Genomic DNA, 12,728 nt, shown 5'->3' with positions numbered 1-12,728 from the left:
CAATTGTATTGGCATTATGCGTTGTTAATTTGGCACTCTGGATATTTGGTTGGCGTAGTTTGAAACTCTGCGTTTTAAAATACCATTATCCTAACTCTTTTGGCCGCCTTTATCAATCGCCACTTGGATTTTATTTCGTTATTCCCTTTGCTCAGTATTGATGAATTGATCCCTCTGCCTAACAAAATGACGCGGATGGTTAAAACTTTATTTTCATCACATTTGATTTTGTAAAGGGCTGTCTCATAAATGAACAAGTTGTCGAAACACCATAAACGGCTTTTTTACAAGTCCTTCGACAGGCTCAGGATGACATTTCGTGTTTATGAGACAGCCTCTTGTTGCTGAATAAGGTTTTACAGCTTACATTTGTCTTTCTTATTTCTTGCTTTTTTGCTGTTCTTTATATTCTTGCAAAAACTTGGTAGGGGTGCAATTATCAGACAGGTCTTTTGCATAAGTGATATACATCGGTGATTTTTGCATATTATTTTCTTTAGGAAGGTATATTTCGTAGTTGTTGTTCCTCAAAGTCATGATAATATACGCTTTTCCTTTGTAAGTAATTTCATAATCTGCCTTACCATTATAGTTCTCTACCTTGGCTTTAAATATTTTTCCTGCCCAGGAATGGTCAATATCATAAACCCCTATGAGTACTTCGTTATTTTTGTCGGGGCCATAGCGTGCGGTAGTAACGATCAGACCTTCCTCGCCTCTGAAAGTTTTACAATATTTTCCCATTTCGGTCTGCTGCGCGGCGGCGCTGAAGCTGATCAATATTGCGCATACTATAGTAGTGATGCTGAGTAATTTTTTCATTGTTTTTTAAGTTTTAAATTGTTAAATTAAATCAAAGATGCTCCATATCTGTAAGGCCTACAATAACACTTTTGTATCAATCTTGGTTTTAATTATCTAACACTTACCGCACGAAATGGGCATGCTGTAATGGTGTGCCATCACACATTTGTATGAGTTTACGGGTAGCTGCATTTGTTTACCTTTGTAGGGCTACGGATATTTAATGTAGCATTGTAAACATATATGCGATTATGTAGAAAATATTCTTGTTGCCGGGTGCTTTCAGGCCTATCCTTATTGTTGCTTGCAATGATCCTCTTAGGTGCCTGCAGACAAGATCAATCCTCTAGCAATATTGCTTTTTACAAACGGAGTGTAAGCGTTTCATTAAAGCCGCTGATTAATGCAGCCATTAACAAGGCAAAAGCCGACCCTGCAGGTGCTATTCCGCTTTATGAAAAGGCACTTGCTGCTGCCAAATCGCAAAAAGATGAGGTAGCACAGGTAAAAAGTTACCGCATGCTGGTGTTTTACTACAGCATTTACAAGAATGATTTTAGCCATGCAATAGCCCTTTCAGATGCATCTATCGTATTGGCAAAAAAAATAAACGACCCTAATACGTATAGTGACCTGTATGCCTCAAGGGCAGTAGCTTACAGCGTAGCTGGCAAACTGAACGAAGCTGCTGATGCAAGTACAACGGCACTACAATACTTACAGCAGGACAAAGCCCCGGACAGTTTAAAAAATTTTCCGCTTTATAATAACCTGGCTGTTTTACATACGCAGTTGGGTAACTATAAACTCGCCGTGGAAAATGCGGGTAAGTTTTTAAACCACTACGCGCCGTTAAAGGATACCGCCAGGATGATTGGGGCTTATCAAACGATGAGCAACGCCTATTACCAGGCAAACGATACCGTTAATTTTCGTATTACTGCCAGGAGTGCGCAGGCATTGCAACGGGATTATAGTGATAAAACAAAGGAATATCTTGTAAACTCGCTTATGGTGGCTATGTATAAAAGCACCAAAAATTATGATAGTGCAAAGGTTATTTCCGAACACATGTTAAAATCGGATACGAATATTAATACCCCCAGGCATTTTGAAACTTTAACGCAGATGATGGAAATAGCCGACCACGCTAATGATACGGCGTATGCGGCGAATATATTGAAAAAGGGCGTTCCGATGCGACAACTTTTAGATGAAAACCTGCTACCGCTTTCGTTGAGAAAGAATGTTTTTGATGGGTATTACAAAATACTTAAAATGACAGGCAATACGGAATTGGCAAAAGTTTGTGTAGAGCAGGCTTACCGACTTGCGGGCGAACTGCGCAAGCAGGAAATAAATAAAGACCTTGAAAAATATGAAATCGAGCGCAAGAAAGTGATGCAGGAAAACGTATTGCTTAGCAAAAACCTAGAACTGACCCGGAAAAGCAATACCATCACCATTTTGATATTGAGCGCTGGTTTGCTTGCCTTGGCGGGAACCGGTTTTTTGATAAGCTATCGTAGAAAAATACAAATAGAGAAAAACCGTTTTGAGCTGCTGGAAAAGGAGCAGCAATGGAAACAAAGCAAAGCTGTACTAGAAATGCAACTCGTAGAACGCACCCGCATTGCTCAAGAACTGCATGACGACTTGGGCGCATCTCTTACTTCTATAGCGCTGAGTACCGAATTGTTGAAAAGAAAACATCCTCAATTGGATACAAGGGAGATCAGCATTATAGCTGATAACTCTGCGCAGTTGATCGATCAAATGAACCAGATTGTATGGACATTGAATAATAATAATGACACGCTTCAAAGTCTGCTGGCCTACATACGCAAGTTTGCAGCGGAGTTTATGAATGAAGCAGGTATTCACTTTACTATGCACTTACCCCAACCCATTGCCGAACATAATTTGGATGGCAGTGTACGCCGAAATCTTTTTCTTACTGTAAAGGAGGCGCTTCATAATATAGTAAAACATGCTGAGGCCACGGCCGTAACCCTTCAAGTAACCATTACTAATACAAACCAGTTAAGCCTACACCTGGCGGACAATGGAAAAGGGATGACTGAGAAAAAAGAAGAAATTGTTTTGGGCAATGGCCTGCGTAATATGAATGCAAATATGCAAACCATTGGCGGCACTATTATTTGGGTAAATAATCCTGGTGGGGGAACAGGTATTACCGTTACTTACTTTTTAAAAACCTAAGCAATGAAAAGATTAATTACTATAGCTATTGTAGAGGACCATGCATCTATTAGGGAAATGTTGCAATCTATTATAGCAATGGAAGAGAGCTACTTATGCACCGGTGTATTTGGAAATGGGGAAGATGCACTGAAAGGGATCCCGGAGCTGCAGCCAGACGTAGTACTGATGGATATTGGACTGCCGGGAATGAGCGGCATAGACTGTATAAAGCAATTAAAACCTACCTGCCCGCGTACAGAGTTTTTAGTATGCACGATATACGATGAGGATGAAAAAGTGTTTCAGGCTTTGGAATATGGTGCATCATCTTATATTCTGAAAAGGAGCAAGCCTGAGTTTTTATTGCAATCTATTCTTGAGGTGCACGATGGTGGCAGCCCAATGAGTCCTGATATTGCACGCAAACTGGTGCAACGTTTCCAACAAAAAGAAAATAAAAATGCAGCCGCGCTAACGATTACCCCAAGGGAAAAAGAAATTTTAGAGCTGCTTTCTCAAGGGCTTTTTTATAAGGAAGCAGCAGATCAATTGGGCATTTCCATCAATACCCTTAAGCGCCACATTTACAACATGTACCAAAAACTACAAGTAGATAATAAAACAGAAGCTATTAACAAGGTTTTTGGGAAATAGCATCATAATGGTTAATTTTTAAACATTAAAATTAAGAAAGACTTAACTCCTTAATTTTCTCCTTAATAAATGCTTCCTTATCTTTTTTTACTTCATCAATCATTTCTTTTCTTTCTGAAGGTAGGGTGAAATATTTATCTGCCCATAAATTTATCTCTACCATGATTGGAAGCAGGTCTATACCTTTTTGAGTAAGCTTGTATAATACTTTTGCCTTGCTTTCGGGATGATCTTGTTTGGTAATTACTCCATTGGTTTCCAACATCTGTAACCTGGCTGCCAGGATATTTGTCGCAATTTTTTCTTCAGATTTTAGGAAATCACCATAGGTGCATTGTTTAGCATGCATTAAATCTCTAATGATCAGCAATGACCATTTGTCTCCCCAGATATCCAGTGAGCAACTGATGGGGCATTCAGACCTCTTTTTTATCTCTATCATAAAATATTTAATAAAATCACTTGCAAATTGAAAGTTGTTTATATATTTGTACTTGCAAAATGCAAGTAAATTTACATAATTAAATTATCAATATCATGAAAACAACAGGAAATACCATATTTATTAGCGGCGGAAGTGCTGGAATTGGCTTAGCCATCGCTAAAAAATTTAATGAAGCAGGTAATAAGATCATCATCAATGGTAGAAGTGAGGAACGTCTTCTAAGTGCTTTGAGAGAATTAAATAATGCAGTGGCGATACAGGGAGATTTGTCTATACAGGCAGACCGGAACCGCATTGCAGCAGAATTAAAAAACAATCATCCTGATTTAAACATCGTTATAAATAACGCTGGTGCTGCCTTTATGAATGATTTGAGTGACCAAAACAATCATGCTGCTGAAAAGGCCTATCAGGAAATTAATACCAACTACATCAGTACTGTAGATTTTACGGCCCTAACTTTACCATTACTTTTGCAACAGGATGATGCAGCAATTATGAATGTTTCTTCCATAACTGTTTTTAGGTCGAATAAATACTTGCCTACTTATTCTGCAAGTAAGGCTGCATTGCACAATTATACACAAGGCCTTAGAGATACATTTTCCGAAACTGCGCAACTTAACGTGTATGAGCTTTATCCTCCTTTGGTTAACACTGAATTTTCTGCAGAGATTGGTGGTGCCAATGGTATTCCTCCATCTGAGGTAGCGGATGAGTTGTTTGCAGCGATGGAAAAAAATCAATTTGAAGTTCCGGTAGGGGACAGTAAAAAAATACACGCTTTGATCAATCCATTGATAGAGGGGATGAATCATTAATTCTTCCTGAGATATAAAAATTAGAAAACATGAACTTAAAGGGGAAAACGATCCTGATTACAGGTGGGGCATCGGGCATAGGGCTGGAAGCTACCAGACAGTTTGTAGCTCTTGGAGCGAAAGTAATTATCACGGGAAGAAATCAGTCAAAGCTTGATGCTGCTAAACAATTATATCCAGCTATAATCGCCATACAAAGTGATGCGGGGAATGAAGCAGATGCTAAATCACTCTATCATAAAGTGAATGAATTGGGTGGTATTGATATCTTGTACAATAATGCTGCGGTTCTCGTTCCGCCATCAAATCTCGGTATTGCCCATGAAAAACATATTGAAGGTGCTGCATATGAAATGGGCGTTAATTATCTGGGAGTGTTAAGATTAAATAATCTTTTTCTTGATATGCTTAAGTCCAGATCAGAAGCTGCAATTATTAACACAACATCAATTCTGAGTCAGGCACCCTCCTTAATTGAGGCTACTTATTCTTCATCTAAAACAGCACTTGCTTTTTACACCGTATCACTTCGCGAACATTTAAAGATCATTGGCAGTAAAGTGAAAATCTTTGAATTGATCCCTCCACTGGTTGCAACGGAAATGACTGGGGAGAGAAAGGACAAAAAAATATCTGCTGAGGAAATGGTGAAAGGACTGATCAATGGTTTATCAAAAAACCATTACACCATCCGCGTAGGCGATGCAAAATTGTTCAATCTGGTGAACAGATTTTTACCCAAAACCGCATTTAATATCATCAATCCAAAAAAAAATCATCACCTCTTAAAACAATAAAATGAAAGCATTTATCATTAATCATTATACCAAAGGCGATCTTCAGCTTGTGGATGTACCCATGCCAGAAGTTGGCGATAACGAGGTTTTAATAAAGGTTCATGCAGCAAGCGTAAATCTTTTGGATTCAAAAATAAAATCTGGAGCATTTAAATTAATCCTGCCCTACAAGTTGCCGCTGATTTTAGGGCACGACGTAACGGGTATTATAACCCAGATTGGACAAAATGTAAAGCATTTAAAAGTAGGTGATAAAGTTTATTCACGTCCATCGGATTTCAAAATTGGAACTTTTGCAGCATTTATTGCAATTAATGAAAATGACGTAGCCTTTAAACCAAAGAACCTTTCTATGGAAGAGGCTGCATCTATTCCTTTGGTTGCACTAACTGCCTGGCAGGCTCTGGTAGAAAAGGCAAAGCTTAAAAAGGGACAAAAAGTGTTTATCCAGGCAGGCTCCGGAGGTGTAGGTACCGTTGCGATACAATTGGCTAAACACCTTGGTGCAACTGTTGCGACAACTGCAAGTGAAAAAAGCTTTGGTATTTTGAAAAACCTAGGAGCAGATGTGCTAATTGATTACAAAAAGCAGGATTTTGAGACCATCCTTAAAGATTATGATGTGGTGTTGAATAGCCAGGATCATAAGACACTTGAAAAATCACTAAAGATCTTAAGACCTGGAGGAAAGGTCATCTCTATTTCAGGTCCGCCAACACCTGATTTTGCTAAATCTATTGGAGCCCCTTGGTTTGTGAGGATAATCTTATCTCTGCTAAGTGCTGGTATTCGCCGGAAAGCAAAGAAATTAGGCATTGACTATTCATTTCTTTTTATGAAGGCTAACGGAAATCAATTAAATGAAATTTCCAAATTGATTGAAAAAGGGCTGCTCAAACCTGTGATAGATAAGGTATTTAGCTTTGCACAAACTAATGAGGCTTTGAGTTATGTAGAGAGTGGACGCGCCAAGGGAAAAGTAGTTATCAAGATGATTAAAGCATAAATTTCTTTTAATAGTGAACAATTATTTTGGTATATATTATATTAATTGTAATATTGCGATATAAACTATGGGACTTACCAAATCTGAAATATTTACCGAAGAGCAAAACAGATTGTCAACCTTGCTCAAAGCGATGGCTCACCCCGCACGTATCGCAATTTTACAAAGAATTTTGGCATCCAATACCTGTATATGTGGAGATTTAGTAGAGGAATTGGGACTTGCTCAACCCACTATATCACAACATTTGAAAGAACTGAAACTGGCTGGAATTATTCAGGGTACTGTTGAAGGGGTAAGCATCTGTTATTGTATCAATCCGGTAACGTGGAAGTTGTTGAAAGATCAGTTGGGTGTCTTTTTTGAATCTTATAAGGGCGAAGTAACTTGTTGCTAAGCTTTTTTTTTAAATCAAATCAATCGTTAAATTGCAATATTATAAAAGACAAATACACACATTATGAAATTATCAGAAATAAAAGATATTCTTAGTCAGGTAGAAGGTGTTCATTTTCAGTTGGAAAATGGAGAAATGGTGCCAGAACATTTTCATGTTACGGAAGTAGGGGTGATCACTAAAAATTTTATCGACTGCGGAGGGACTGTTCGCCATGAAAAAGTAGCCAACTTCCAATTATGGGATGCAGATGATTTTGAGCACAGGTTAAAACCTAAAAAATTACTGGACATTATAGGTTTATCAGAAAAAGTATTGGGAATGGAAGATTCAGACATTGAGGTGGAATACCAGGCAGAAACTATTGGTAAATATGATCTGGCTTTTGATGGCACCAATTTTATTTTAATTGCTAAAAAGACAGCTTGTTTGGCGATGGATAAATGTGGTATACCCGAACCTGCGAAAAAGGTTGGATTGGTTAATCTTGCCGGTCCCGCAAATTCATGCACGCCAGGCGGTGGTTGCTGTTAAAGCTTCCCATAAAAATTAAATCTAAATAAGTTCTCTAATAAGTTAACCATTGGACGAACTGACCTAATTAAAATCAATGAAAAAAGTTTTAGTGCTCTGTACAGGCAACAGTTGTAGAAGCCAGATTGCTGAAGGCTATTTAAGAAATTTCGCAGGTGATGTTGCTGATATTTATAGTGCTGGAATTGAAACCCATGGGGTAAATCCCAGGGCAATCCAAACCATGAAGGCAGAGGGTATTGATATTTCCGGACATACTTCCAATCACATCAATGAATACGTGGATATTGAATTTGATTACATCATCACGGTATGTGATCATGCAAGGGAAAGTTGCCCTTATTTCCCCAGTAAAGCATTAAAACTGCATCAGAATTTTCCTGATCCTGCTAAAGCTACTGGAACGGAATCAGAAATTGATGCAGAATTTGAACGTGTAAGAAATATCATCAAGGATTATACTCAGGCTTTTACACAGCAGTATCTTAAATACTGAAACTTTTTCTATTCGCAAGATAATCACTAATTGATAAAAACAAATTTACATGTCTGCTAATAGTTGCGCCCCTGCTTTGGAAAGAAAAAAATTAAGTTTTCTAGACTGGTATTTAACCCTTTGGATTTTCCTGGCCATGGCTATAGGCGTTGGGGTAGGATCCTTATTCCCATTATCTGCAGTATTGATCAATTCATTTTCAAGTGGCACTACCAATATACCACTTGCCATAGGATTAATTTTAATGATGTACCCGCCTTTGGCTAAAGTAAAGTACAAGAATCTTGGCCAGGTTTTTAAGGATACTAAAGTTTTAACTACTTCTTTGGTGTTGAACTGGATTATTGGCCCGCTTTTAATGTTCTTTCTTGCCATTACTTTTTTACATGATTATCCTGAATACATGGTTGGTCTTATCCTGATTGGACTTGCCCGCTGTATTGCCATGGTGGTGGTGTGGAATGAACTTGCTGAAGGAAACCGTGAATATGCGGCTGGTTTAATTGCCTTGAACAGTATTTTCCAGGTATTATTATACAGTGTATTTGCCTATGTATTCATTACGGTTCTTCCGCCGGTGTTTGGATATCAGGGGCTTGAAGTTAACATTTCTATTGGCCAGATTGCGGAGAGTGTCGGTATCTACCTGGGCATTCCTTTCGCAATGGGATTGATTAGTCAAATGATTTTAATTAATTTAAAAGGAGAGGAGTGGTTCAATAAGAAGTTCATCCCCCTAATCTCTCCAATTACATTAATAGCACTTTTGTTTACCATTTTAGTGATGTTTAGTTTGAAAGGAGAACTTATTGTTCAGATTCCGATGGATGTAGTCCGAGTTGCCATACCACTGATTATTTATTTCTCGATCATGTTTGTGGTGAGTTTCTTTGCTGGCCGTTATTTTGGCGCCGATTATTCAAAAAGCAGCGCTATTGCCTTCACCGCAACGGGTAACAACTTTGAACTCGCCATTGCGGTAGCCATTGGTGTATTTGGAATAAATTCTGGTCAGGCTTTTGCAGGAGTGGTCGGCCCATTGGTAGAAGTTCCGGCCTTAATTGCATTGGTAAATCTTGCTTTTTATTTTAGGAAGAAATACTTTGGCTTAAATTGAGCCACCTGATTTTTACAGTTTTTTCTGCTCAAAACCATATTTACATGAAGAAAAAGACAGGCTGGTTTTTTTAAGTTGTATATTTGAAATTTTGGAGATAAGATGGAGAAAACAACTATAGAAAAAATAATGGCACCTGTAAGTCGCTTTATTCATCTGGAATATACCAGCGGAATAATTCTTCTTGTAAGTGTGATCATTGCTATTGCCTGGGCAAATTCGCCATTCCACGAGTTTTATGAACACTTATGGCATATCAATTTTTCTGTGGGTTTTGATGAGTTTATGCTTAGTCATCCGCTCCACACGTGGATCAATGATGGCTTAATGGCCATATTTTTCTTTGTAATCGGTCTCGAACTCAAGCGAGAATTTATGGAAGGAGAACTCTCCTCTCTTCAAAAGGCCTCACTACCAATGACTGCGGCTTTGGGCGGAATGCTGGTTCCGGCAGCTATTTATTTTTTCATCAACAGCGGAACTGATGCATCACATGGCTGGGGTATCCCAATGGCTACAGACATTGCGTTTGCACTTGCCTTGCTCTCTATGGCCAGTAAACACATTCCTGTATCGGTAAAAGTTTTCCTTTCTGCATTAGCTGTAGCTGATGATTTAGGTGCAGTACTGGTGATTGCTTTTTTTTATACTGACCAGATTAACTTCATGCCTTTGGCCATCGGAGCAGGTTTATTAATATTATTAATGATAGGAAACAGGATAGGAGTTAGAAGCACTTTATTTTATCTCATACTGGGGATTTGCGTGTGGATTGGTTTTCTGCTGTCAGGCATTCATGCCACCATCGCTGGAGTTTTAGTTGCTTTTACCATTCCAGCGGTTACCAAAATAGATGAACAGATTTATTCCAGTAATTTGCGCAAGCTTTCTTATGATTTTGAGGTTGACATACCTGAAAGAGGGAGCCTGATTACCCCAGAACAAAACAAGACCATCCAAAAGGTAAAAACATTAAGTATGGCTGCTGAAACACCGCTCCAAACCATTGAACATGCACTGCACCCATGGGTTGCTTTTGGTATAATGCCACTTTTTGCATTGGCTAATGCAGGCATTGTAATCAGCGCCGATTTTTTCAGTTCTATTGCAAATCCAGTTTCTATTGGTGTGGCAGCTGGTTTGGTTATTGGTAAGTTTACTGGTATTCTGTTTTTTTGCTGGGTAATGGTAAAATTTCGTTTGTCTAAATTACCAGAAGGAGCGAGCTGGAGACACCTGGCTGGCGTAGCTTTATTAGCAGGTATTGGATTTACCATGTCGCTTTTTATCAGTGGATTGGCCTTTAAAAATCCCGTTTTTATTGATCAGGCTAAATATGGTATTCTCATTGCCTCGGTACTTTCAGGTATATTGGGTACAATTGTTTTAAAGCAGATTAGTAAAAGCAGTAATAAGCTTCATCAACTAAGAGAAGATAATGGCTAAAAGTCGCCCTTCACTATTGCTTCCTTTCTTATTTTTGTGTTGATCTATACACATTAAAGTAGTGCTTCTGTTGCTATAAAGGCGTAAATAAGTTATGGAGGATTTGTAAATAATTGTATATTTGCAGCAATCGAAATGAGAAAAGTTCAACAAGTTTTATATAACCCTGTGACAAAGCCCTGAATTCTTTCAGTATAATATTCTCCCTTAGCTAATTCCATTGTTAAGGATATTTTCCTTATTCAAATTTTTTTACTTTAAATTTTCCTGGTATGTTTTTACGTACACGTTTTTTTGATTTTTCTCAAAAAGTCAACTACAAAACAGAAGTTTTGGCTGGTATTACCGTGGCTATGACCATGATGCCTGAATCACTTTCCTTTGCTATTTTGGCTGGTTTCCCCCCATTAGTTGGATTATATGCTGCTTTTATTATGGGCCTGGTTACTGCGGTTTTAGGTGGCCGCCCGGGTTTAATTTCCGGAGGTGCTGGTGCCGTGGTGGTGGTACTCATTGCTTTAATGAAGGCTCATGGTATTGAATATGTTTTTGCTGCGGTAGCATTGGCTGGAGTGGTGCAAATTTTGGTTGGTGTATTTAAGCTGGGGAAATTTATTCGCCTGGTACCTCAACCCGTGATGTATGGTTTCGTAAATGGTCTTGCTGTGATTATTTTTATGGCCCAACTTGAACAATTTAAGACGGTTATTAATGGAAAGGAAACTTGGTTAACTGGCCAGCCTTTATTGATTATGGGGGGGCTTGTTGCATTAACAATAGCCATAGTAGTCTTCTTTCCTAAAGTAACTAAAGCCGTTCCACCATCACTTGTGGCTATCATTGTGGTATTCCTGGTGGTCTTAGGATTCGGAATCCATACGAAGACAGTTAGTGATATCGCTTCGGTTAGCGGAGGTTTTCCACCTTTTCACATCCCTCAAATACCATTTACATTGGAAACTTTTCAGATTATTTTACCCTATGCCGCTATAATGGCAGGGGTTGGGCTTACAGAAGGACTCCTTACCCTCAATCTTGTAGATGAAATTACAGGAACCAGGGGAAATGGTAACCGTGAATCTATCGCACAAGGCATTGCCAATATCTTAAATGGATTTTTCTATGGCATGGGTGGCTGCCCAATGATTGCCCAAACATTAGTTAATCTTTCTGCAGGGGCAAGGGCACGTTTATCTGGAATTATTGCAGCACTTACAATTTTGCTGATTATCTTATTTGGAGCACCGATAATTGGACTACTCCCTATGGCTGCATTAACAGGAGTAATGATCATGGTTGCCATAGGGACTTTTGAATGGGTGAGTTTCAGAATCATTAATAAGATGCCGAAACAAGATATCTTCGTAGGGATCCTGGTCGCTGTAATTACCGTATGGTTGCATAACCTGGCCCTGGCGGTGTTGATTGGCGTCATCATTTCGGCCCTTGTATTTGCCTGGGAGAGTGCTAAAAGAATCAGGGCAAGAAAATATGTAGACCATGATGGCGTAAAACACTATGAAATATATGGGCCTCTGTTTTTTGGCTCTGTAACTGCTTTTTTAGAAAAATTTGATATAGCTGAAGACCCAGATACGGTGATCATTGATTTTAAGGATAGCCGGGTTACGGACATGTCTGCAATAGAAGCACTGAATAAGCTTACGGAAAGATATCATGTGGCAGGTAAAAAACTTCATCTTAAACACCTTAGCCAGGATTGTCGTTTGCTATTGAAAAATGCATCTGAGGTGATTGATATTAATATTTACCAGGATCCGAATTATAGAATAGCAGCTGAAAAAGGATAGGATGATGGATTAGGATTTGATGTGCAGCACCGTATCATTAATTAATAATTTATGTTAGAATTTGTCATCATGTTGAACTTGTCAATATACTGTTAATGATATTCTTTAATAAGTCCTTCGACAGGTTCAGTATGGCATCTTAAATTGATAATATGGCCAAAGCAAAAACCAGGAATGATTCTCCTGGTTTTACAT

The 12,728-nt window shown here is 38.6% G+C and carries 13 protein-coding genes; 11 read left to right on the top strand and 2 right to left on the bottom strand.

What is annotated here, in order from left to right; translation table 11 throughout:
• Window positions 1-378 precede the first annotated feature (378 nt).
• A complete protein-coding gene (locus AN34_RS10100; protein WP_029284917.1) occupies window positions 379-822 on the bottom strand; it encodes a hypothetical protein in 444 nt (147 codons plus the stop codon).
• Window positions 823-1,113: 291 nt separating this feature from the next.
• Between AN34_RS10100 and AN34_RS10095 the strand changes: the two genes are divergently transcribed.
• On the top strand, window positions 1,114-3,027 hold the full coding sequence (locus AN34_RS10095) for a histidine kinase (RefSeq protein WP_029284914.1): 1,914 nt from the start codon (window positions 1,114-1,116) through the stop codon (window positions 3,025-3,027).
• 3 nt (window positions 3,028-3,030) lie between these two features.
• Window positions 3,031-3,663 (top strand): response regulator transcription factor, encoded by a 633-nt coding sequence (locus tag AN34_RS10090; RefSeq protein WP_029284912.1) that lies wholly within the window; start codon window positions 3,031-3,033, stop codon window positions 3,661-3,663.
• 31 nt (window positions 3,664-3,694) lie between these two features.
• Here AN34_RS10090 and AN34_RS10085 read toward each other — a convergent pair whose 3' ends face one another.
• Window positions 3,695-4,105, bottom strand: a complete 411-nt coding sequence (locus AN34_RS10085) for a helix-turn-helix domain-containing protein (protein ID WP_029284910.1) — start codon at window positions 4,103-4,105, stop codon at window positions 3,695-3,697.
• A gap of 95 nt (window positions 4,106-4,200) precedes the next feature.
• On the opposite strand from AN34_RS10085, the gene AN34_RS10080 reads away from it, so the two are divergent.
• The 9 genes from AN34_RS10080 (at window position 4,201) to AN34_RS10040 (ending at window position 12,533) form a co-directional block, all read left to right on the top strand.
• Window positions 4,201-4,929, top strand: a complete 729-nt coding sequence (locus tag AN34_RS10080; RefSeq protein ID WP_029284908.1) for an SDR family oxidoreductase — start codon at window positions 4,201-4,203, stop codon at window positions 4,927-4,929.
• Window positions 4,930-4,958: 29 nt separating this feature from the next.
• A complete protein-coding gene (locus AN34_RS10075; RefSeq protein WP_029284906.1) occupies window positions 4,959-5,726 on the top strand; it encodes an SDR family oxidoreductase in 768 nt (255 codons plus the stop codon).
• Window position 5,727: 1 nt separating this feature from the next.
• Window positions 5,728-6,732: an NADP-dependent oxidoreductase gene (locus AN34_RS10070; protein ID WP_029284903.1), complete on the top strand. Its 1,005-nt coding sequence runs from the start codon at window positions 5,728-5,730 to the stop codon at window positions 6,730-6,732.
• A gap of 67 nt (window positions 6,733-6,799) precedes the next feature.
• Window positions 6,800-7,129, top strand: a complete 330-nt coding sequence (locus tag AN34_RS10065; RefSeq protein WP_029284901.1) for a helix-turn-helix transcriptional regulator — start codon at window positions 6,800-6,802, stop codon at window positions 7,127-7,129.
• Window positions 7,130-7,192: 63 nt separating this feature from the next.
• A complete protein-coding gene (locus tag AN34_RS10060; protein WP_029284899.1) occupies window positions 7,193-7,663 on the top strand; it encodes a DUF6428 family protein in 471 nt (156 codons plus the stop codon).
• Window positions 7,664-7,739: 76 nt separating this feature from the next.
• Complete coding sequence (locus AN34_RS10055; protein ID WP_029284897.1) at window positions 7,740-8,159, top strand: arsenate reductase ArsC; 420 nt, start codon at window positions 7,740-7,742, stop codon at window positions 8,157-8,159.
• A gap of 49 nt (window positions 8,160-8,208) precedes the next feature.
• Window positions 8,209-9,276: an ACR3 family arsenite efflux transporter gene (arsB, locus tag AN34_RS10050; RefSeq protein ID WP_029284895.1), complete on the top strand. Its 1,068-nt coding sequence runs from the start codon at window positions 8,209-8,211 to the stop codon at window positions 9,274-9,276.
• Between the two features lie 102 nt (window positions 9,277-9,378).
• Window positions 9,379-10,722, top strand: coding sequence for a Na+/H+ antiporter NhaA (gene nhaA, locus AN34_RS10045; RefSeq protein ID WP_029284893.1), 1,344 nt, complete (start codon window positions 9,379-9,381; stop codon window positions 10,720-10,722).
• Between the two features lie 272 nt (window positions 10,723-10,994).
• Entirely contained in the window at window positions 10,995-12,533 is a 1,539-nt protein-coding gene (locus tag AN34_RS10040; protein WP_029284891.1) for a SulP family inorganic anion transporter, read from the top strand.
• Window positions 12,534-12,728: the final 195 nt, after the last annotated feature.

The organism is Pedobacter sp. R20-19 (assembly GCF_000708265.2).
GTDB lineage: Bacteria > Bacteroidota > Bacteroidia > Sphingobacteriales > Sphingobacteriaceae > Pedobacter.
The sequence above is the reverse complement of the archived record's forward strand: the minus strand, read 5'-3'. Positions and strand labels throughout refer to the sequence as shown.